Genomic DNA, 23,386 nt, shown 5'->3' with positions numbered 1-23,386 from the left:
ATTTTTGCAAATTTACCTTCATAATGCAAACATCAAATTTTTATCTCCCGTATATTTTTAGGTAAGTTTAAAATTTAACCATCTTTTCTATCCAGCCACTGATATTAACATCTAAATTAAAGTTTTTTAATTTTTGTTCCATTCTTCTGATTGTCAACATATATCGATGCCAAACTGACACACGAGGCATATTAAGTCTGACAACCTCTTGACATAACCATCGATATTTATCTGAATTGATATTGATTTTTTTCAATCTTTTGATTTGTGCATTCCAATCGTTATAAAAGAATAAGTTGAAATAATGAATGGATACAATATCATCCCAATGTTGAATTTGTAGTTTTGTTGATAAACGGTTATGCAAAGGTAATGGATAACTATAGTTAGGAGTAAGATGTTCGACATTTTCTCCCAAGGCACATAAAGTTACAGACAAAACAGACTGCTCAACAAAATAAATACCCTGGGGAGGAGTAATATCCAGGCGTATTACTTTTTCAAAGTTCTCTTTCCAAGCTGTAAATATACCCGCACTCCTCCTCACAGCAACTAAACCAGAATTCCAGTAGGCTCTGATTCTTTTATTACCAATTGGTGTGTCAACAAATATCTCATGCTTTACTCCCAATACTTCATATAGTTTTTGCCAATACCATTCTTGAGGGTCTTGCAGACCTGTAGAACCAATTCCTTGACCATACTCAGGACGTAACCGTATGTTACAATTTACTGGTAATAAAAATTCTTTTGGTTCAGAAAAAAAGCATTTATCACTGTCTAAAAAAACCAATATTTCTGCATCTATATTTTGTTCTGCATATGCACAAACTAGAGGTTTATTGGCTAAATAATATTCATGAAATTCTCGATTTATTGCAATTTGTTGATGAGTAACCTGCAACGCTTCAAAGGCTTGTTGGGTTTGCTTTAATATTGGTTCACCTACTCTAGGATGAAAACTATATATAGGTGTATTTTTCAATTCCCCGCAAAACTTACGAATACTTTCCGCAAGCATCAAAGATTGACCTTCTAAACGTCCAGGTTCTGTACAAATTATAAAAGCTATAGGTATTGACATATTATGAAGTATTTATTTACTAAGTTAATTACTGAATTAAGATTTCTTTACTATCATCAATATTTCCTCAAACAAAGATGAATAACGACGTGCTTGGAGTTCCAGAGTGAATTCTTGTTCTGCTTTCTCACGAGCATAGAATGACAGCTTTTGCAGCCTCTGTTCATTTTCAAGTACCCAGGTAATTCCTTTGGCAAAATCCTCAATTTCATAAGGTTTAGCCAAATAGCCGTTCTGCTGATGATCAACAATATCTTTTAAGCCAGTAGAATTAAACGCCACAACTGGAGTACCACAAGCGAGTGATTCAGAAGCTGTCTGTCCAAAAGATTCTTGAAGAGAGGGTACAAGCATCACATCAGCAGCTGAGTAAATAGTTGCTAAAGATATGTCATCGTGTAAGTGTCCCAAATAGTGAGTTTTGAAACCCAAGTCAGGTGGATTTTCAGGTTTAGATGCACCGAAAACAACGACCTCAAGCTTATCTTTCCAGCCAGATCTGCTTAATTCTTGTAGTGCTGGTTGCAGGTAACGAAAACCTTTTCTAGAGTCATTGGTTGCATCTATTGCTCCAAATAAAATAAGTTGTTTATCTAGAGGTAAATTCAGTAATTCTCGCGCTAAACCTTGATGAACAGGCTTATATTTTTGAGTATCCAGCCCATTAGGAATTACTTCAATTCGCAAATTCTTAAATAGAGAACTAGACTTGGCGCATTCGGCTAACCAAGTACCTGGCGAAACAATTGTCAGATTTGAGTTTTTTAATGCTTTAGCTTTACGTTGCCATACCCAATGGGATAAATCCCAATCCTTTTTGCTATTCAGTTGAGGACAGGCTCCACAGGAGCTTTGGTAACGATCGCAATCTCCAGCGTAGCTGCATCCTCCAGTAAATGCCCACATATCATGAATAGTCCAGACCAAAGGGCGCTTTAGTTTAGCAATAGTTTCTATTTGCATGAAAGCTGCGCTAATCCAATGCAAATTTATTATGTCTGGATTAATCTGAGCAACTTGAGAAATAAGTCTATCTGGCAACCATTGAATAAAAAATGGAGTGTTTTGCTTTTGAGAATAAAGCTTTAAAGGTAAAGTTTCAAATGTCAACTTTGCCTTAGCTATGCCTTGAAATAATCTGATTTTAGGCGCAATTACTGTTTTGTCATCAGTATATTTTTCTTGCACCAGCATTTGTGATTGTAAGTCAATATTTTGTAACCCTTTGTGCAAGCGATATGCAGCACGAGCCGCACCACCAGCCACATCCTGGGTGCTAAGGAGCAAGACGTTCATATTACCACTATCTTTCAAAAAATCTACTTGATAATACTGCTTCCCTATCGCAGAGTATCAGTCTTATTTGTTTGGTTTAATGCCCTCGCAATATAAAGAGCCTGGTAGATATACTGTTCCATCAGGATTAATATCTAAGACTTCATTACTAAAGTTTGGAATCTCACTTGTATTGGCATCCAAAAACTTAATATCTGAAAAACCAACTCTTTCAAAGAGGGTTTTCATACTATAGCTATCATACATCCACTTGTGTTTTTCACCAAGGGAGGTTTCATCTATCATAGATTTGCGGACATACCGTGGTATCAACCTCTTTACCATATCAATATAGAGGTATTTGAATTTATTTTTGAGTTTATTTTGATTTATACTAAATACCTTTTGCAACAAAGAAGTAGTATTATGAGTTGCTATCTCTTCTTTGATATTTACACCTGTTCTTGCTTCTACATAGTTTATTGATGATTCATCATTGTTTTCAAGCACTTGTCGCCAATAAGTTTTCATCAAGCCACCGTGTTCTGTTCTAACCAATTGGTCGATTAACTCAATAATAATCCATTCATATTGTTTCCTAGCTTCCTCATTTTGAATACTCTCGATAATTCTTAAATATTCACGGCATGTTCGCTCTAAGTCAGGAACAACAATCCGTAAAATACCTTGAGGTTTTAGAACTCTATAGCATTCTTTTACCAGCATTTCTCCCGTGTCTTTAGAGAAATGCTCTAGGACATGACTGCTATAAATTACATCGAAATAATCTTTAGGGTATGGAAGTGGTTGCAGTAAGTTATGGGCAATTACTTCAGGATGCTCAGAATTAAAATCTATATTTATCCATCCAGGAGAAAATCTGTGCCCACACCCAAAATTTAACTTTTTCATGCTTTCTCACCTTTGAATTATGCAAAAATGTAAACTATTTATATATTGGTGCCCGCTGATAACTAAGAGTCAGAGATAGAGAGGTTGTGACATACATCAACCAATTCCAACCTGGAATTAATAATCTTGCTTCTGAGAAATTCACTATGACGATGATAATTAGCATCTGCATTGGCCAATAATCTTCGGGTTTTTCAGCCATTGAAACAATTCGAGTCAATGCCATTACGAAGAATCGGATAAATCCTGCTGCAAAAGTCAAGAAACCTAAAAATCCTAATTCTAACAATAGTTCTAAAAACCCATTGTGAGCATTACTTGCCCAATCATAAGTAGCTCTCAGATTAGATGCAGCATTACTAGTCCAAAATCCAGAATATCCATAACCTAGCCAAGGTCTTTCCAAAACCTTAGTTATCACTAATTCCCAAAGATCAGAGCGACCATTGAAGGTAAGGTCTTTTCCAGAAGTTCCAACTACAGTTTCAGCATTATTGATTAGTAAGATTGAAACAATAATGAGTAACATTAAAGCTGTAGTAATCATTATAACTTGTAATTTGTAATTAGTTTTTTTAAAGGATTGATAGAAAGGTAAAAGTAATATCATTGTCAATAGGATAGCTAAAGATGTTGTGGAACGTGTGAGGATAATTAAACACATAGATAACCCACATAGTGCCCACATCAACCAGCGATATCGATTGCTACTAAGGGCAAGATGTAAAAAAACTCCTGCACTCCAATTCATCATGTAACCTAATTCATTTTTATGACCATAAATTCCACTCCACATATCTACTAATTCAGGTGATGTGTGAATATAACCTGGTATGAATGCAGAGAATATCATAGATAATAATGCAGCTACACCGAGTGCCCAAGCTATTAGCCTCATTTGTTCCCTAAGGGGATAACGCATTGCCAAATAGATTGCAATAAAATATATACGTATTAGACCTTTTATATCTTTTAGAGTAGAACTTAGGTCTTCTGACCACAACATAGAAAATATAATTATTGCTAGTAAAAAAAACTGTAATGGACTTTTGGTAATTACATAAATAAAACCTTTCCAGTATGAAATTAGGAAATAAAATAAGATTAAATATGAAACTATATTGAACAAAGTATCTACCTTATCACCTCCAAGGGTAGACATGGAAACTTCTTGTGCAGGGTGTATTGTTAATGCCCCTACAGCAATGAGTAATAACAAAATAGTTAATATTTTTTCTGTTAGTTTTACTTTCATCGCTGACATTTTGTTTATTAATCTATCACTATTTTTTTAACCTTGAGTAATCAAATCTTTTCTTTACCTCCTCTTTAAAAATATCTAATGCAGTTGCTTTATATACTGTTTTTTGCGTAAAATTATCTGCATCTATATTCCTTACAATAAACGGTGGATGTTTTAAAGGAAATTCCATCTCTTGCATCGACATATTGATAAACGAAAATTCTTGGCTGGAATTGAAATGAGTCGCGTCTGCACCAACACCAACATTAGAAATTAAATTGACATTGGGAATAATGCTTAAGCTACCCTGTATCCAGCAAGCAAATGTCCATTGGTAATCCCAAGTTATACCTGTAGGATTGTTATAAACAGACTGAAATATTCGTTGCCAATAACTTACTGCTTTTGGGTCTATAAGAATGTCATGTAAAAGGTTTTCTGCTTGCACCTCTTTCCAGAGTTTGATGGTCAAATCATAATGTTGCCAAGCACGTCTCCAACTTGCCCAACCCCAGCAGTGATTGTAGCGAGAAAAATAGTAACTATAATTTGTGCGTTTCCGTCCAAATTGAAGATTTTGAGCAGAGATTGTAGCAATTCTGGTATCGTTTCTATATTTTTCTAACAGTTCTTCGCTAAATCTGAAAAATGTTGGGTGAGGGATACAATCATCTTCTAAAATAATTGTCTCTTCAACATTATTAAATACCCAATCTAAACCACTAGATACTCGTTTGGCACAACCTAAGTTGATATCAGAATAATTCTTGATGACTTCGCAATCCCAATCAACTTTTTCAATAATTGCCCGAGTTTCTTCACACTTTTCTGCCTCACCTTCGCGGTCAGTGCGGGGGCCATCTGCAATTACAAAAAGTTTTGTTGGCTTGGCTTGGCGAATAACTTCAAAAACTTTCTCTGTTGTTTGTGGACGTTTAAAAATAATAAAAGTTACTGGTGTTTGCATCATATAAAGGTTAAATAATAACTATCAGTATTTGTAAAAAGGAATAAGCGATCGCACCTGAATCTTAAATATTTTTTGTGTTCTTGAATCAAATGCGTTGCACAGAAAAGCAGCAGCAGCTTGAGATATGATTGTTGCGATCGCAGCCCCAAGTCCTGCATACTTAGGAATAAGGAATAAATTAAGAATAATATTTAGGATTGCCCCAAACAAAGTCTTACCTAAAGAAACGTGGTTCAAACCTTCAGCAATAAACCAAGGTGATGTTGCAAGACCCATAAATACAAACAAAGAAGTCCAAATATGAACTGCTAATATTGATCCTGCTTCTGCATATCCACTTCCAAACATCACCATAATTATCTTGTCAGATAGAAATGACATTGGAAGCGCAATTGCCAAAGATATACATGTCATTAGATTGAGTAATTGTCCGATTCGCTGATAGTAAAGACTTTCAGATTTTTCCTTAGCTGCGTAAATTGCAGGAGCAACAGAAGAAACAATAGCCCCCGGAATAAAATACCAAATTTCAGAAACTCTGACAGCAGCAGTATAAACTCCAACCTCGCTATTTCCGATCATTTGGCCTAACATCACCTGATCTATTTTCATAAAAATCAGGATAGCGAACCCCGAAAAAATTAGAGGTAAACTCTCTTTCAGAAGAGTTTTGGCAGCAGAAAAACTCCAACGCCATAACCACAACGACGACCCTTTGACTTGGTAAACAATCAGCAATCCAATTGCACTCATCGCAAATTCTGCTAATGTTACCCAAGCAAAAGCTAACAATGGTGCTTTTGTTAAAATTAGTGCGATTTTGATGGCACTATTTAGCAGAAACGCTGTGTTCTTAGCAATCACAGTGTATTTTGACTGCACCTGTGATTGAAACCACAGTTCAATAGTATCAGCCGCCCTAAAAATTCCTGCCATTGCTAAAATTGCAACTAGCCATATCTTCAGTGTTTCCTGCTCACCTAAGAAAAACATAGTGCTAACTGCCAATAAGACAGAAGCAATTCCACCCAGCAACTTTAGCCAAAAAGTGGTTCCTAAAATTTCCTCTTTGTTTGATGATTGACGAACAAGATGGCGAACTACTACGTCGTCCAGTCCTAGAGTGAAAATTGGGCTAAATAAGCTAACAAAAGCTAAAGCATAGTTAAAGACACCATACTGCTGTACTCCTAAGTAGCGTGCTATCCATACTCCTACGACTAAGCTTGCACCCATACGTAGAATACGGTCAGCAAACAACCAACTTGTATTGGCAATAATTGCACGCAGTCCAGAACGAGATTTAAATTTTGATAAGTTTTTAATTTTTAGTTTACTTAACATTATTTTTATGAATTAATCATGTAACGTTCTCTATCCCTATCAATATCGCCTACAATACTTTTAATTTCCCAGTCATCAAAGTTTTTAAAAAATAGCTAAATAAGAAAATAATGCCCTTAGTTTTCCAAAAAAAGTTATGCTCAAACAAAAATATTATTTTCAAATATGAGATAAAATCTTGATATTTTGGACATGGTATTGTTTTTAACTCATTTAGAGATGTGAAAGCCAATAATAACGGTAAACTCAAATTATTTTTTTGCAGAATGTAATTAAATAAGGAATTGCGTTTCCAGAATCTCTTGTATTCATAGTTGTTATCTATGTCTAAAAATTTCTTGTTATGATACTGATTACTTTTATGTATTCTATACATCACTAAAGGTTTAGATATATAAAACTTTTTAGCTCCTACCAAAGAAGCTCCCCATACCAGACAGTCATCAGCCCTTACACGCCAATCTTCTACATTTGGAATAGGCAAAAATTTTCTAATTATTTCTCTACGGATTGATAATGTTGAAGTTATGGAGCCAATCCATTCACCACTATATAAAGTTCTGATTACTGAATAACCCAAATCTAAATCGACAGCATCAGCTTGAAATATTTCTTCTACTGCCCCAAATTTTTTATACGCACAAAAAACAAAATCACATTCACTACGTCTCTTATAAAAATTTAATGCTGTTTCTAAATATTGAGGTTCATAAATATCATCGGCATCTAAAAAAAATATTATGTCTCCAGTTGCAGCTAAAAACCCTTCGTTGAATGATGATAGTTGTCCTTGATTTTTTTCTTTCAAGACAGATTTAACATTAGTTACTTGAGTAAATTTGGTGATGACTTCTACCGAATTATCTGTGGATGCGTCATCAACAATAATAATCTCATCAAATTTAACTGTTTGATTTAAAGCGCTATCAACCGCCTCTGAGAGAAATTCAGCGTAATTGTAATTATTAATTAAACAAGATGTTTTGATTTTATTTTTATCCATACAAAATGCCTAAATAGATAACAAAATAAGACGAGAATATTTTTGGAAACCGATAATTACCAATAGGCCGGATATTTTGAGGGACTTGTAGGGACATCATCAGGTCTACACCTAACCCAGGATTCATTATAAAGAGACTGAAAAAATGGAATTTTATCCCAACGGTTGCCTTTAATTCCAAAAAGAATTTGAGTTGCTCCTCCAAGGTGGAGAGCTTGTTTACCAAGAGATTTAATGTAAGCAGCTAATGGAAGTCCATAAGCACCACATCCGATAATAGCTATGTCAAAATCTTGATCTTTAATCTTGTTACACATCCAATCATAAGCATCGAACCAAGTATTGAACTGGGTTTGAGTTCCAGCTAGAGACTGTACGGCTTTGAAGGTAATTAATTCAAATTCAGGCAGAATATTTTGGTTTTCAAAAAGTAACTTTCTATGGTTTTTATATTGCGATGAAATTGTTTCTGCAAAAGGATGAATGACTAAAACCTTTTTTCCCTCAAGATTCTTGCTCCAAGGGTCATTGTGATAATAAGGTTCAAGCGTATTTAATTCTACAAAAGAAGCTTTTGGGCAAGAATTTCTGATAATTTCTGGCTCTCCAGTTTGAAACCATACTCCTAAAACATCTATAGATTTTGACGATTCTAGAAAAAGTTGACTAAATCGATCTAGATGTTTTTTATCTGCTGGGAAAAATCCAGAATCATTAGATATTGACTCAAATATAGATCCCTTGTAACCTCCTTTTAGGTATTCATGCACACAATAAGCTTCTGTGCTACCAAAGCGAGAAATCATAAAAGGTTTACTATCTTTAATAAGATTGGTAACTAATTCATTACTCTGTTGAGGAGATAAAATTTGCTGATATATATCATAGTTTTTTACATGATTTTTGAGAATTATTGCCTTTGTGTAAATAGAGCCTTTCCATTTAGCTAATGGAGTATTTGATTTTACGAATTGCTTGAGATTTTTGCTTAACGTCATTAATTTAGTCCTACAGTCAAAAAATTGGGTTTAGATGGTTGTATTCAGATTCGCTTTCGGAATTTATCGAATAACTTAACGCTCTTTGGAAAATTTGGTTAGGCTGCTAGATACTAAATCTTGTTCAATTTGTCGTTTTTTATTGTCATAAAAATAATTATTAGGTTCATTTTTAGTATTCACACCATTGATAACTATCCCTAACACCTTCTGACCTGACTGAGTTAAAAACTCTTTAGCTGCATTCGCACTGTTAAGGTCAACTACTCCAGGACGAACGACTAATAATATACCGTCAGTGAGGGTGCTTAAAACAGCAGCATCTGCTATTCCTGATAATGGGGGAGTATCAAAAATTACAAGATCGTAATCTCTCCCAAAGTTACTAATTAATGTTGCCATGCGCTGAGAATCTAGCATTGCAACTGGATTGGGAGGTAAAACTCCAGAAGTAAGAACCTCAAGATTAGGCATCACTTCTTCTACTGCCGTATCTAAAGATGCTTGTCCAATAATTACATTGCTTAGTCCCATTGCATTTGGTAGCCCCCAGATATGATGCTGTATGGGATGACGCATATCTGCATCCACCAATAATACCCGACGCCCTGCCTGAGCCATAGTCACAGCTAAATTTGCAGATACGTCAGACTTTCCTTCTTTGGCAACGGAACTTGTGATTACAATGCTTTTTAGCGGTTTATCAGAACAGAGGAACTTCAAGTTAACTTGTAGTATTTGGTATGCATTACCAACAGGGAAGTAAGGAATATCTCTGCCAATAATTTTGGGAATAGCTCTATCGAGTCCTGGTATAGAAGAAGGATCTTTACCATTTCTACCTTGTGTAGGAATTACTCCTAAAACACTATATCTCAAGACTTCTTTGGCTTCTTTGACGGTCTTCACCGAGCGGTCTATTAAGTCTAAACCAAAGGCGACAATGATACCTAAGAAAAGACCAATTCCTCCTCCACCAACAATAAACAAAATTTTGCGAGGCCCTTCTGCTTTATCAGGAATTAAGGCATAGGAAATCACACGAGCATTAGGAATCTTTTGATTTTGTGCAACATCAATTTCTTGGCGTTTCTTTAAGAGTGTTTCGTAAGTCGTTTGAGCTGCTTGCAGCTTCCGTTCTAGCTCTCTTTGGCTCTGTTCTAGCCTTGGCAAATTATTTGCTCGTTTGATGTAGGAATCTTGCTGTTGCTTGAGTGTGGCAATTTGTCTTTCTAAACCGACGCGTTCTGCCTGAGCACGAGTAATATCTGCAATTAGGCTTTGCCGCAGTTGTCCAACCTGTAAACTTCCCTCTGTTATCTGTGCTTTACCAGCGACTTGTCCTGTCCGCTCTTTTAGCAAGCTCCTAAGAGCTACGACTTTTTCTTGTAAGTTGGTAATTGTAGGGTGCTCAGGTGAAAAACGGGTACGCTCTAGTGTTAGTTGGCTTTCTGTTTCTTGGAGTTGGGTAAGCACTTTCTGAACCCCAGGTGCTTGACTCAATTCAGATTCGATTACACCTTGTTGTGAATCTACCTTAGCTTCACTGCGTAACTGTTCTAAACGACCTTTGACATCATCTAGTTGAGCTAAAGCTTGAGAAATTTGGTTTCCTAACTTGGAGATTGTATCGACTGCTGCGGTTGCTTCTTGTTCCAGGACAACAACTTTATTCGTTTCTTTAAATAGCCGTAGGTTTGATTCGGCTCTTCTGACAATTTCTTCAGCTTTAGGTACTTCTGTTACCAGAACCTGTTTGGCTGTCCGCGCTTCATTCTGATTAGCCTTGATATTTAAGTCGATATAACTGTCGATAACTTCATTGACGATTTTGGCAGCTAGTTCTGGATCACTGCCTTTATAAGAAAGTTGTACAACATCAGTGCCTTTGATTCCTTCTATTTTTAGTTGTTTTGCCAAGTCGGGAATCGACAGCGGTTTGCCTTCGGTATCTTTGAGATTGAGTGAATTAATTGTTTTCTCAATGACTGGATTTGACCCAACAACTCTCACCTGAGTTTCCAGGGGATTGTCATTCATATTCAAAGCTTCTAAGCGTCCTATGTCTTCCGGTAAGCCTGTAAGTGAGGAAGATCGATTTGTTTTAATCATCAAACTTCCTTCTGCCCTGTATGAGGGTTTTAGGGAAAATGCATACAAGCACCCAAGAGTAACAGCTATGCCAAAAATTCCGACTAGAGGTAGCCAACGCCGTTGAAGAACTTCTAAGTATCTCTGAATATTTACTTCTTCAAAAGTGGGTAAAGATTCCATTGTCATAATATATACAAAGTTTTATAAAAAAGACTATTTACTTACAGCAGATTTTGTTCAGTATTTCACCGACAGTAGGACTCTGGTCTACTTTGCCTTGGTAATATTTGCGTTGATTGTCAACTAATACAATATCTTTTTGCTAAGGTTGTTCAAGGGTGAAGTCAACTAATAGTTTTATTAGTCGCAATTTTGACTTAGATTGCTTGATATTAGTCTGACAGCAAAAAACATGATAACTCACAAGTTTCTTTCTGATTTAGTAGTTTTCCATCTTTGTCGATCAACTTAGTTTTGCGTTATTACTGATGCAAGTATTGATTAATAATCTAACAACCAACATCATATTATGTAAGAACACTGAATTGGATAACTTTACAAAAAATTCATACAAGATGCTAGTATATTCATTGTCAGTTTGCTGATTTTGAAAAGACAAGAGGAATTTATTCCTTAAGGGTAAGGAATAGAACAATTTTGCCAGCCTATAAGCAATGGAACCACTTCAGAGTTAGGCTTTGTACAGTGAAAAGAGAGCTTTAAAAGACTGGATGGATATTTACGAAAACTACTTAAAAGCTTTCAGCAACAATTCATTCTTTCTCTAAATAATGGTCAATCTTGGAAACGATACGGGACTGAGAATACTAAGATTATGTGATTTTAGTATGGAACTTGTAAGGACTCGCTATCAGTGTAATTTGCTAAGACTGGTAAAAGACTATTTTGATGTGGCTTGAGGTGTGGAAATTACAACACAGTACCCGTCCTTGGGTTTATATCCCGTATTTTAGGTTTACCCATAAAATTGCAATCGCCTTGTTTGTATTCTGGCAATAAACACAAAAAACTCCTTCCACAACTTATCTAACAAAGTGTTGTCTTATCTGTGTAAGCGTATAGTAGCACGCATGAGAGATAAACGGCTAGTAAGTAAGTTGGGACAATAAAACCAAACTATGTGAAGAAAGATAAACTAGGCTACAACTCTCTTCCCTCATGCCTCTTTGCAGTTTAAGCGCTGGAAACCGACCCTCAAACTTCTGTCTGCCTCTTGCCCTATGCCAACGACAAATTTTGACATTGGCCTACCTATTAATACGGCTAACAGAATATGAGTTAGCACATTTGTCGCAGGAAGCAGATAATAGGCAGAGTCTACATTGTTTAACTGCCTCCTCCCAGACAAAAGTCTACATCTGGCTAGACTTTACTATATTTTTAATGAAGTTTAGCTATAGTTCTCACTACCTGTGTTAATCTTAAGTACCCAAGCCGCGCCGCTATTTTTGGTTGCTGTATCTAGCCAATTGTAATTATTAAACTGACATTAAATATTGAGAGATTGAATTATGAAATCCTCTTCTATCACCTTAGTCTTTGTGATTAGTGCACTTGCTCTTCCCCAGAGTGCTTATGCTAACGAAGAAAATGTTCCTATCGATCGCAATCAGGCTGAAGTTCTATTGACAGAGCCAGCCACGATTAACGCTACATGGAGTAATTTTATCGGAGAGACTAATAATCCTAAACAAACTGCTGAATCAATTTCGCTCGTGCAGGATCGAGGTTGCCAAAAGATTAACCCGCTTGAGTTCATCAATAACCCAGAGGCTTTTTTTAAGCAATGTCAAAAGCCAACAAATACCCAAAGTTCTCAAAGTACTGAACCAATTGAGTATCTCAAGGTTCCTAAACTTGACTCTGGTATTAGTGTGACAGTTACTCAATTTTGATATAGGCAATTTTATAACAATAGATTAACTAATTCTTGGTAGTTTAATCTATCTAGATAATTTACGCTAAAACATCGAGCAAATATTTATGCTGACTGCTTTAGCTCAAAGTAGAAAAGTTTGGCCGGAATGTTTGCCGAACCTAGCAGTCGCCTGTGTAATCATAGATGCCCAAAAGATAATAGCTCAAGGGTAGACGCAGGCACCAGGAAAACTCCATCTTGAGGCTGACGCACTTAACCAGATTCAAGGCAAAGCTTTCGACTTTTTGAAAATGTACGTAACTCTTAAACCTTGTTCTTTTCATGGACACACACCTGCATCTGCTTTAGCGATCGCTCAAAATCATCGTATAGATGAATATATGTATCTATGGTTGATCCAGACCCCCGCAATAATAGTCAGGGATTAGACATTCTCACAAAAGCAGGAAAGACAGCTCATTTTGGGATATGCGCCAATAAGATAGATGCTTTTTTGAACCAATATCTAAATAAAGGGATGGCTGAAGAGTTAGGTTAAAGTTTCAATATAGTATTGTTTTCCCAAAAATCTTTTCGCTTCAGTCGGATATTAGTGGTGATCGTGGGCCTTGCTGTCTTGATAAGTATTATTCTTGGTGTTAATGTGAGCACTGTTACTACTTTTAGTCCAAAAAATCTTTCCAGGAGTAATTACATTGATAATACCGCATTCGATACAGATGTCTGCGTGCATTACGACACAAGTGCAATTTTCACAGATACTTGCGTCTTTGTCGTCCTAAATCCCTAATTACTAATTATAAGTATTTAACCAGACTTTCAATAAACAAGGTAGCTATGCTGTCTTGCAGGAGATAGAAGAAAAGAAGATTTGAATTGTTTGCTTTTTATAAGGCGCGGTGTACACCAGTTAACTGCTCCTAAAAAAGCTGTTATTGAGCAGAGGAGGCTGGGTAAAGTTCTTTCTTCCATGCTTACTTAAAACCTTACATACCCTGCTTGATCTGATTGGATCATGTAGCAAAAATTAGAGGTGAAGAATAGATATTATATGTTTAATAAGTTGTCATTTAATAAAAATGAAATTTAAAAATAACCAGAGCATCATCATTGTAGATCAACAAATATCAATAATATTTTTATGTTTTCAAAATTTAAATTATAAAGTATATAATATTTTGCTTTTAATAAATTTTTACTGTAATAAAATCGTTTTTGGAGAAATTTACATTTTTTAGAAACTGCATTGGATAAATAAAGTAATAATTATGTTTCCAGATATGCAATGATCAATAATAAAGCAGTGTAATTGGTTTGAAAGATATGGTGATGATACTTTAGGTAATTGATTTGTCACTACTGATGATGTTATTATTAAAGGGTAGGTTGATTTTGGGTTTATTATCTCCAAGAATTAACTTGTAATGTATCATAGACTAGAATTCATCAGTATTGCCAATTGATTGATTAGCAGTGTAAATGGCTATGAGTCTGAATATCTAGACTTGATACCAATAAATTGATGAGGTTACAGAGGAGCAAATAACCATGAGCAACTTAACATCTCCACATACCGAAGTTCAAAAAACGAAGAAAAAAAGTTTAGTCGCAGATAAAAAACCTCGAGCTACAGATGATATTGTGCGTAGTTATCTGCAAGAGATCGGGCGTGTAGATTTGTTGACTCGTGAACAAGAGGTTATTTTTGCCCAACAAGTGCAGCAGATGATGAATTTACTAGCTGCTAAGGAAGAATTGGCTGTGAAATTAAAGCACGAACCCACGCTGCAAGAATGGGCAGATCAAGTGGAGTCAAGTGTTGAGGTGCTAGAACAACAGCTAAGTCAAGGACACCAAGCCAAGCAGAAAATGATTCAGGCTAATCTCCGGTTAGTGGTAGCTGTGGCGAAGAAATACCAGCACCGCAACCTAGAATTTATGGATTTAATTCAAGAAGGTACTTTGGGTTTAGAGCGAGGGGTGGATAAATTTGATCCTGCTCTTGGTTATAAGTTTTCTACCTACGCTTACTGGTGGATTCGTCAAGGAATTACACGAGCGATCGCTCAACAAGGACGTACAATTCGTTTACCTATCCACGTCTTTGAGAAACTGAACAAAATTAAGCGGGTGCAGCGTGAATTATCTCAACAGTTGGGTCGTGTTCCCACTACTGGTGAAATTGCCAGCGCGTTATCTTTGACACCTAGCCAAGTTCGAGAGTGTTTGTACTTGGCGCGTCAACCCTTCTCCTTAGAGGCGCGAGTTGGTGAACAACAAGATACAGAATTGCAGGACATACTGGAAGATGATGGCCCTTCTCCCGAAGACTATGCCGTTGAAGAATCTCTCCATCAAGACTTACAAGACTTGTTGGCAAAGCTTTCTCCCCAGCAGCGAGAAATATTAACCCTGCGCTTTGGTCTGACTGATGGCTATGAACTTTCTTTAGCACAGATTGGCGATCGCATGGGTATTAGTCGAGAACGAGTGCGTCAAATCGAGCAAAAAGCTCTCAGTCTCCTGCGACGGCAAAAGGAACAAGTACGTAGTTATTTAGCTAGCTGAGATTAGTTTTTATAATAATGTAGGGCATTTAAACTCAGGCATTCACCTTAATGGCTGTATTTTATTCAGTCATTTTGGAGGAAAATAAACCTAAGTAATCTCTCAAAGATTTGATATGAGCACATCAAAGACAGTGCAACAATTGCAGGCAGAATGGGTGAGTTCTGAAAACTTTCGGCGTTATGGACAGGTAATTTTTGCAAGTCTTGATGGCAAAGCTTATGATGGCGAAGATGCCCAGTTAAACCTGCAAAACGGGATTCCACGATTTTATGTTATGCGGTTGCAGAAGAGAGGGCGAAAGTTTCACAAAATTACTCGCCATATGCAATGCACTCAATGTCTGGGTTCTTTGGAAGGGAAGGATTGGTTGATTGCAGTTTGTCCTCCTGATAATGATGTGAATGAACCAGCATTAGACGAGATTTCTGCTTTCCGCATTCCGGGGAATTGTTTTATCAAGCTACATGAGGGCACTTGGCACGCTGGGCCCTATTTTGATCATGAAGCTGTGGATTTTTATAATTTGGAACTAGCTGATACAAATGTGGTGGATCATTTCACTCATGATTTTTTTAAGAGCCATCAATTAGAGTTTGAGATGGTATAGGTGAGATTGGGATATTTTTTTATTTGGAAGTCCCTTATGGGCATATGGGCATAAACCAGCTATATATAGATAGCGATGCTTATCCTAGACTTGCGATCGCTATATTCATTTCATTTATATAGTGCTTCTGGTTTGAGTTCAATACAGACTTAACAAAAATAGCCCCTTCCTGCAAAGGAAGGGGAGTAAAGCCTCTGAAAAAGAGGGTTAACCCAACGCGGATTTTAACTCACTTTCTGCTTGTTCCAAGGCTTCTGGTAATTTACTCGCATCGCGTCCGCCGGCTTGGGCTAAGTTTGGTCTTCCACCGCCACCGCCACCGCAGATTTTAGCGATCGCACCTACAAATTTACCAGCTTGCAAACCTTTTTTGTTCACTTCAGAACTAAAAGCTGCAACTATGCTGACTTTTCCTTCTTCAGGAACAGAACCCAGCACCACTGCACCATTACCGATTTTTTGCAACAAGCGTTCGGCTGCGGTTTTCAATGATTCTGGATCAACATCTTCTAATTGGGAAACGATAATTTTAAAATCGCCTACAGTTTCTGCTGTTTGTAGCAAGCTATCAGATTTTGCGATCGCTAACTGTACCTTCAAGCTTTCCAATTCCTTCTGGCTAGTTCTAAGTTCGCTTTGCAGACTTGTGATTCTGTCTGGTAATTCTTCGGGTTTAACTTTAAAGCGATCGCTCAAATCCTTAACTACTTTATCCCGAAGATTGAGATAATCCAGTATTGCTGGCCCCGAAACAGCTTCAATGCGCCGCACCCCAGAAGCTACTCCAGCTTCCGAGATAATCTTAAACACGCCAATTTCAGCCGTATTACTCACATGAGTCCCACCGCATAGTTCCATTGATACGCTAGGGAAGTCAATCACGCGCACTTCTTCGCCGTATTTTTCGCCGAACATGGCAACGGCACCCCTAGCTTTTGCCTCTGCTAAAGGTAATACTTCAACTTTCGCAGCATGTGCTTGCGCAATCCAAGTGTTCACTTGTTCCTCAATTTGTTGGACTTCCTCTACTGTCAACGCACGGGGACAGTTGAAGTCAAACCGCAATCTGTCAAAGGAAACCAGGGAACCAGCTTGAGATATGCTATCATCAACGATTTTCTTTAATGCTGCTTGCAATAGGTGGGTTGCGGTATGGTTAGCTTGGGCGCGACGGCGACAAGCCGGATCAATTTGAGCGGTGACGCGATCGCCTACGCGCAGTGTACCGCGTTCGATGCGTCCGAAGTGAACAAAGAAATCAGATTCTTTCTTCACATCTTCCACCCGAACTACGATACCATCACCAGAGATATAACCTCGATCGCCGATTTGTCCACCGGATTCAGCATAAAATGGCGTTTTGTCAAGGATAATTTGTACCTGTGTTCCCGCTTCTACTTCCTCTTGGGAAACACCTTCTACTAAAATCGCTTCGACTTTCGCTGTCGCCGCAGGTTGGGTGTAGCCTAAAAACTCGGTGACTTGGATGTGTTCTGCTAATTTGTCTAGGGAACCTTGTACAGTTAAATCGATGGTTTCATGTGCTGCTTTGGCACGTTCCACCTGCTTTTGCATTTCGGCATTGAATCCTGCTTCATCGACTGTTAGATTATTTTCTTCGGCAACTTCTTGAGTAAGTTCGAGGGGGAATCCGTAGGTGTCATAGAGGGTAAATGCGCTTTCACCGCTAATAGAGGTTTCTCCTCGCTGTTTCACCTCTTGAATGATTTCTTCTAGGAGTTTTTCGCCTCTATCCAGAGTTCTAAGGAAATTGGATTCTTCTCGTTGCAACTCAGCTTTAATTGCTGCTTCCCGTTGACGCACATTAGGGTAAGCTGATTCCGAAAGGGCGATCGCAGTTTCAGCAACTTGGGTAGTAAATTCACCAGAAATTCCAATTAATCGCCCATGACGCACTACACGCCGAATTAACCGCCGCAGCACATAGCCCCGTCCCACGTTGGAGGCGCGAATTTCATCGGCGATCATGTGGACAACAGAACGAACGTGATCGCCAATGACTTTTAAAGAAACTTTGGTTTTTTCATCACTTTTGTGGTAGTCAATGCCAGCAATTTGGGCTGCTGTTTGGATAATTGGAAAAATCAGGTCAGTTTCGTAGTTATTGGGTACTTTTTGGAGGATTTGCGCCATTCTCTCCAAACCCATGCCGGTGTCGATATTCTTGTTTTGCAGTGGCGTTAAATTGCCTGAAGTATCCCGGTTATATTGCATGAACACGAGGTTGTAAAACTCGATAAACCGGGAATCGTCTTCTAAATCTATATTTTCGTCACCGCGTTCTGGGTGGAAGTCGTAATAAATTTCTGAACAAGGCCCACAAGGCCCAGTCGGCCCAGATACCCAAAAGTTATCATCTTCGCCTAAGCGTTTAATTCTCGCTATCGGTACACCGATTTGATCGCGCCAAATCCCAAAGGCTTCATCATCATCTTCAAAAACGCTGACGACAAGATTTTGGGGGGAGAAGCCAAAGACTTGTGTAGAGATTTCCCAACCCCAAGCGATCGCTTGTTCTTTAAAATAATCACCAAAGCTGAAATTGCCCAGCATCTCAAAAAACGTGTGATGCCGTTTGGTGCGTCCGACATTCTCAATGTCGTTGGTGCGAATACACTTTTGCGAAGTCGTAGCCCGCTTAAATTCTGGTGTGCGCTGCCCCAAGAATATCGGCTTAAATGGTAGCATCCCCGCGATCGTCAGCAGCACGGTTGGATCTTCTGGCACGAGGGAGGCACTTGGGAGAATTTGGTGACCTCGTTGGGCAAAGAAGTTGAGGAATATGTTGCGAATTTCGTTACCGCTTAGGTACTGGGGATTTGAAGACATGGGTGTTTTTAACTTTAGACTTTAAGGCTTGGGCGTAGCGGCACTAGGTAAGTGTATTTTCATAAATAGCTTTATATATTCTTGCATTTTGTTTCATATTACTGCCAGCGAATTGTGCCAGTCGATGATATATATGCAGCTACTAGAATGCTGTTACACCACTACACTACCTTACTTTGGCAGGATGTGCGTAGGCGTAGCCCGTCGTAGACATCGCCTTTTGGTCGTTAAGATTAATCCTTAAGAAATAGTTTAAAAATCCCATACTGAGGTAACAAATGGCACTACAACTGAAAGTATCAAATATTGCTTGTGAGGGATGTGCAGAAACAATTACTGAATTTATCCACATTATGAAACCTGAGGCTAAGGTGGATGTTGATGTTAATGCTAAAACTGTCACGGTAGAATCCGCAGCTTCTGAGGAGTCAATCAAACAGGTAATTGTTGCTGCTGGTTATGCTATTGAAGGTTATTGAGCGGATTCTAGCTTTTCACAGAAGTTTAGATTTTAATATCTCAGGCTAGGCTAACAAAATTTTTTATATTTATTCTGCCTATAGAAAGGGCGGAATCGAAGCAATATCCCTATATTAGGGGCAGGTTTTAACATCGAGTTTTTTATTTAGCTTTTTTTTCTGGATTGTTATGATGTTGCGACCAATTAAAAAAAGATGTGGATTAAGTAAACAAGCAAACACAGATCAAGCATAGACAGAAATATTTTGTTTATCCTGTTAACAGATTGTGAAACTTTGGTTTACACCTGATTTAAAGTGTAATTTTTTTTACCCAATAATTTTGATCTGTAATTATAGGATATGTTACCAGAAAGCTACTACTTATAGTAGCAAGGAGTTTTGCTGTCTATTTGATTCGCATTTTTTTTTGCAATTCAACTCCTACCTTAATAGTTAGTAAAAGCCTAGTTCCTAAAGAAAAAGGCTGAGGTAATCTATGGGAAAAAACTTTTTTAATTCAATGATAAGATTTCAGATTTCATCATTGAATTAAAATTTTTAATGATTTCTTCATTTTTCTACTTGGGAAGAAATTTTACTGCCTAATTTGGCTGTTATTACAAACTATTTATTTTGGTAATTTCATGAGAAAAATAATACCTAAGAGACTACATCAATAGTTTTTATACATTCAAATAATATTCAGTATTATTACTGTTTAAAAAAAAGGCTCTAAAGAAGACATTAGTTGTCATAAGTGGAGATTTCAAAAACTGGAGTAGTAAATATAAAGCCTTAACAGGAGATTAAAGTTGGAAAATTATTGTAGATTCGGTGTTCAAAAAAATATATAACAAGAAATATAAAGTTGCCTAAAACATCATATTTAGTATTAGGCGGCAATAGTAGCAAGTAACTCAAGTTAATCTCTTTAAAATTTAAACAGGATAAAAAATAAAGCAATGAATATTTCTATTCTGGTCTTTGGAAAAAATAACTTTATCGCCACACTTCCAGATCAGATTCGTTATGCGACTGCTTTTAGTGTAGAAATTATAAACAATCTTAATCAGGCAGTATCACAAATTCAAATGACACCCCCCGATATCATATTTGTGCAGGCTAGCCTGCATGGCAGCATGGAACTTTGCAGTTGGTTGAAAGACCAGACAAAACTATCCTGGATATACTGTATTCTATTCGAGGATCGTTCCCAGCAGCTTACTGATAGAAATAAGTATGGTTGGCACAGGGAATTGGAGATGAGTGCTGCGGCATTAAAGCAAGGAGCCGATGCTTATATTTGGCATCTTATTGAAGAAAAAACAGACCATAGCTTGGCAGAGTTGACCGCCAATCATGGACTAATACTTGCTCAATTAAGTGTTGGCTTGCGGAAAGCGCAAAAATACCGAGATTTGATTCGGACAAATGATATGTTATCAGCGATCGCCTTAGCCGATTCGCTTACAGAATTAAATAATCGTCGTGCTTTAGAATGGGACTTACCCAGACAAATTAAAAGAGCTAGGACTCAAAAAATCCCCCTGAGTTTGATTATTCTGGATGTAGACCATTTCAAGAAAGTTAATGATACTCACGGGCATTTAGTAGGCGATCGCATCTTGCAAGTGCTATGTCAGCGTCTGCGACACAATCTGCGCTGTCAAGACACAGCATTTCGCTATGGTGGCGAAGAATTTGTGATTCTTCTGGCTAACACCACCGATGAAGAAGCACTATTAGTGGCCCGTCGTCTGAATCGTGTAGTCAGCGATGAACCATTTGCACTCAGCAATAAATTGACAATTAATATCACTATTAGTCTGGGCACAGCCTCTCTGCAAGATGAGGATGATGATCGAGGAGAGAGTCTGTTGCATCGTGCCGATCAATGTCTGTTACAGGCTAAAACTGCTGGGCGTAATCGGGTTATCAACTCGAACTTATCTCATGTCTCACACTTGAAAGCTGTTTCTTCTTAAAAGTGAGCATGAAATATTGGGCATTGAGGATTATTATTCTTTCCCTACTCCTAACTCAGCCTGACAATCTTCTACCGAAGTGCGTTCTCGCATGGCATTCACTAAAGCCTCATAGCTAGACCAATTTTCTTGCAGTAGGGTTTTTGCCTGGAGGGCATGAAACCGTAGTTTCTGCTGATAAGCTGATTCAGAAAAGCCCAAAATTGTTAATACTCCTATCAGCTTGGTTTTATCATCACCTCCACCCTCGGCGTTATTAAAAACTAGGGTTTCAGCAGCAATACCTGCCATCCAAACAGTGCAGTAGCGGTCTAGCATTTGGGCACTGATTTTACCCACCTCTAGTTGAGATGCTAATTCGCCATCATCAAAGCTAACGCCACCTTGTCCAGGTTGCCCCTGTTTCCAAGCTTCCCAAGCGCTGAGTGTGTAGCCAGTAACGGGAATACCTAACAGGTAAGCAACCAAAAAATGCCCTGCTTCATGGTGGAGGATACGATCGCGGTGTTCACTTGAAAAACCAGCAATCCAATCTAAAAAGATAGTACCACCCTTGCCTTGCAAGCTAAAACTGTCAAAAGTGGCTATTCCCAAAATAGTGAAGGTAGCAAGCGCCGGCACTGTCGGCGACAAATTCAAGAATGGCCCCAGCAGTACCGATAGGGTCATGAGAAAAATAGATATTGCAACTAAATTTAGAGTAGTTTGGCTCATTGAAGGTTTTCTGATGATCTACTTAATCTTTCTTCATTATGAGGCGATATCTACGAAGGCAATAATCAGTGACATTGCCGATCAGTTTGAAGATGACAAAGGTAATTCTGTAGACTTGGCAATTTCTTTACCGTCACGGCTTTTAATTACTCGTGCAGGGATGCCTACAGCTACCGAAAATGGGGGAATATCTTTAGTCACAACAGCGCCAGCACCAATAACGCTGCCTCTACCAATGGTGACACCATCTAATACTTTTACCCCATGACCTAGCCAACAGTCATCCTCAATCACGATCCCCTTACAAGTAATACCTTGGTATTTGATTGGCTCCGTTGGATCTGTAAAGTTGTGATTATTGGCATATACTCCAGTATGGGCTGCAATCAAACAGTGCTTGCCAATTTTGATGTCTCCAGGGCCAGAAATACAAACGCTAGGGCCAATAAAAGTATCTTGACCAATGTCGATACAAGTGTTATTTAGTGCCCCAATCACAGTGTTACGTTCAATGACAGCTCCATTTTTTAGATGAATTCTATTGTTTTCGTGGCCTCTTCCATCTATACGAACACCCTTGAAAATATAAACTCCATTGCCAATTTCGATAGAATCAGTACTGAGAAATTCAACGCCATCTTGAATATAAACTGAACTACCTATCTGGGCAAAAATAGTGCGGTATAGCAAATCACGTAACTTTACACCGCCAAAAATAGTTGGAATATCGCCTATAAAAGTAGTTAATAAAAGTTGTTGAAACCGCTTCATTTTTGAAAAATGTTTCAAGTTATTCATAGCTCTATTCTTCTCAAATAAATTGTGGACTTGGAGATTTGTAGATTTGTGTAATACCTAAGTAACAACAAACATCATGTGTTTAATTTTTGCTATTTACCATCTAAATCTGCATTCTTTAGATTACAGATTAATAAAATAATAAGATGGTTAATATCAAGTTTTTCAAATATTTGAAAAACCCAAGGTAACCTCTCAGGTTAGAGGCTATTAAATACAAGGGTTATTTAATTGTTATAAGGCTATACAAGAAATGCTGTGTCTATTTACAAGCAAATTCTTTAATTAGTATTTACTATATGTACTTATTTAGAAATTAGAGAAAATACTTTTTTATATTTGTCACTGATTAATACTGAAGCTTAATGCTTTACCACAACATCAAACACCTAACTATCGATGTGTATTAGTTAGCAATTTGACAAGCTACTATAATTCAGATATTCAGTTATCAAACATCAAAGTAGTTATTTCAATTCAATTACATCTGTTTATGCTGTTCCAAAGTCGGCATAAAATTTCCTCGCTGCCATCAAAATGTAATTGTTGAATTCCTCATAAAATTTCCAAGCAAGTA

19 protein-coding genes are annotated in these 23,386 nt (G+C 37.6%); 7 read left to right on the top strand and 12 right to left on the bottom strand.

All coding sequences use genetic code 11. The features are described 5' to 3' along the window. Positions 1-67: 67 nt before the first annotated feature. From H6G92_RS23845 to H6G92_RS23805, 9 genes are all read right to left on the bottom strand, one after another. Positions 68-1,084: a hypothetical protein gene (locus H6G92_RS23845; RefSeq protein WP_190896411.1), complete on the bottom strand. Its 1,017-nt coding sequence runs from the start codon at positions 1,082-1,084 to the stop codon at positions 68-70. A 36-nt stretch (positions 1,085-1,120) separates the two neighbouring features. Then, on the bottom strand, positions 1,121-2,380 hold the full coding sequence (locus tag H6G92_RS23840) for a glycosyltransferase family 4 protein (protein WP_190896409.1): 1,260 nt from the start codon (positions 2,378-2,380) through the stop codon (positions 1,121-1,123). 63 nt (positions 2,381-2,443) lie between these two features. Continuing rightward, positions 2,444-3,271 carry a class I SAM-dependent methyltransferase gene (locus H6G92_RS23835; protein WP_190896408.1) on the bottom strand — a complete coding sequence of 276 codons (828 nt, stop codon included), beginning with the start codon at positions 3,269-3,271 and terminating at the stop codon, positions 2,444-2,446. A gap of 34 nt (positions 3,272-3,305) precedes the next feature. Continuing rightward, on the bottom strand, positions 3,306-4,535 hold the full coding sequence (locus H6G92_RS23830; RefSeq protein WP_242059293.1) for an O-antigen ligase family protein: 1,230 nt from the start codon (positions 4,533-4,535) through the stop codon (positions 3,306-3,308). Positions 4,536-4,554: 19 nt separating this feature from the next. Then, on the bottom strand, positions 4,555-5,481 hold the full coding sequence (locus H6G92_RS23825; protein ID WP_190896481.1) for a glycosyltransferase family 2 protein: 927 nt from the start codon (positions 5,479-5,481) through the stop codon (positions 4,555-4,557). 24 nt (positions 5,482-5,505) lie between these two features. Then, the gene (locus H6G92_RS23820; protein ID WP_190896406.1) at positions 5,506-6,828 is read right to left on the bottom strand and encodes a flippase; all 1,323 of its coding nucleotides are present in this window, start codon (positions 6,826-6,828) and stop codon (positions 5,506-5,508) included. 49 nt (positions 6,829-6,877) lie between these two features. Next, complete coding sequence (locus H6G92_RS23815) at positions 6,878-7,831, bottom strand: glycosyltransferase family 2 protein (RefSeq protein ID WP_190896404.1); 954 nt, start codon at positions 7,829-7,831, stop codon at positions 6,878-6,880. Positions 7,832-7,887: 56 nt separating this feature from the next. Then, positions 7,888-8,829, bottom strand: a complete 942-nt coding sequence (locus H6G92_RS23810) for a hypothetical protein (RefSeq protein ID WP_190896402.1) — start codon at positions 8,827-8,829, stop codon at positions 7,888-7,890. A gap of 75 nt (positions 8,830-8,904) precedes the next feature. Continuing rightward, the gene (locus H6G92_RS23805) at positions 8,905-11,109 is read right to left on the bottom strand and encodes a GumC family protein (protein WP_190896400.1); all 2,205 of its coding nucleotides are present in this window, start codon (positions 11,107-11,109) and stop codon (positions 8,905-8,907) included. A gap of 1,346 nt (positions 11,110-12,455) precedes the next feature. Between H6G92_RS23805 and H6G92_RS23800 the strand changes: the two genes are divergently transcribed. From H6G92_RS23800 to H6G92_RS23780, 5 genes are all read left to right on the top strand, one after another. Then, positions 12,456-12,839 carry a hypothetical protein gene (locus tag H6G92_RS23800; RefSeq protein WP_190896398.1) on the top strand — a complete coding sequence of 128 codons (384 nt, stop codon included), beginning with the start codon at positions 12,456-12,458 and terminating at the stop codon, positions 12,837-12,839. A 274-nt stretch (positions 12,840-13,113) separates the two neighbouring features. Next, positions 13,114-13,251: a hypothetical protein gene (locus H6G92_RS39670; RefSeq protein WP_242059292.1), complete on the top strand. Its 138-nt coding sequence runs from the start codon at positions 13,114-13,116 to the stop codon at positions 13,249-13,251. Positions 13,252-13,415: 164 nt separating this feature from the next. Next, positions 13,416-13,613, top strand: a complete 198-nt coding sequence (locus H6G92_RS41220; RefSeq protein WP_190896396.1) for a DUF3172 domain-containing protein — start codon at positions 13,416-13,418, stop codon at positions 13,611-13,613. Between the two features lie 758 nt (positions 13,614-14,371). After that, complete coding sequence (locus tag H6G92_RS23785) at positions 14,372-15,391, top strand: RpoD/SigA family RNA polymerase sigma factor (RefSeq protein ID WP_199344946.1); 1,020 nt, start codon at positions 14,372-14,374, stop codon at positions 15,389-15,391. A gap of 115 nt (positions 15,392-15,506) precedes the next feature. Beyond that, on the top strand, positions 15,507-16,001 hold the full coding sequence (locus H6G92_RS23780; RefSeq protein ID WP_190896394.1) for an ureidoglycolate lyase: 495 nt from the start codon (positions 15,507-15,509) through the stop codon (positions 15,999-16,001). Positions 16,002-16,208: 207 nt separating this feature from the next. Here H6G92_RS23780 and alaS read toward each other — a convergent pair whose 3' ends face one another. Continuing rightward, on the bottom strand, positions 16,209-18,851 hold the full coding sequence (gene alaS, locus H6G92_RS23775) for an alanine--tRNA ligase (protein ID WP_190896392.1): 2,643 nt from the start codon (positions 18,849-18,851) through the stop codon (positions 16,209-16,211). Between the two features lie 278 nt (positions 18,852-19,129). Here alaS and H6G92_RS23770 point away from each other — a divergent pair, with 278 nt between their 5' ends. Next, a complete protein-coding gene (locus tag H6G92_RS23770) occupies positions 19,130-19,330 on the top strand; it encodes a heavy-metal-associated domain-containing protein (protein WP_190896390.1) in 201 nt (66 codons plus the stop codon). Positions 19,331-20,274: 944 nt separating this feature from the next. Continuing rightward, positions 20,275-21,297: a GGDEF domain-containing protein gene (locus H6G92_RS23765; protein WP_190896388.1), complete on the top strand. Its 1,023-nt coding sequence runs from the start codon at positions 20,275-20,277 to the stop codon at positions 21,295-21,297. Between the two features lie 33 nt (positions 21,298-21,330). Here H6G92_RS23765 and H6G92_RS23760 read toward each other — a convergent pair whose 3' ends face one another. Together H6G92_RS23760 and H6G92_RS23755 are read right to left on the bottom strand one after the other, a co-directional pair. Beyond that, on the bottom strand, positions 21,331-22,011 hold the full coding sequence (locus H6G92_RS23760; RefSeq protein ID WP_190896386.1) for an ATP-dependent Zn protease: 681 nt from the start codon (positions 22,009-22,011) through the stop codon (positions 21,331-21,333). Positions 22,012-22,092: 81 nt separating this feature from the next. Beyond that, positions 22,093-22,809 carry an acyltransferase gene (locus H6G92_RS23755; RefSeq protein ID WP_190896384.1) on the bottom strand — a complete coding sequence of 239 codons (717 nt, stop codon included), beginning with the start codon at positions 22,807-22,809 and terminating at the stop codon, positions 22,093-22,095. Positions 22,810-23,386 lie beyond the last annotated feature (577 nt).

It is taken from the genome of Nostoc foliaceum FACHB-393 (assembly GCF_014698505.1).
In the GTDB taxonomy this organism is placed as follows: Bacteria; Cyanobacteriota; Cyanobacteriia; order Cyanobacteriales; family Nostocaceae; genus Nostoc; species Nostoc foliaceum_A.
This window is presented reverse-complemented; position numbering and strand designations above follow the sequence as displayed.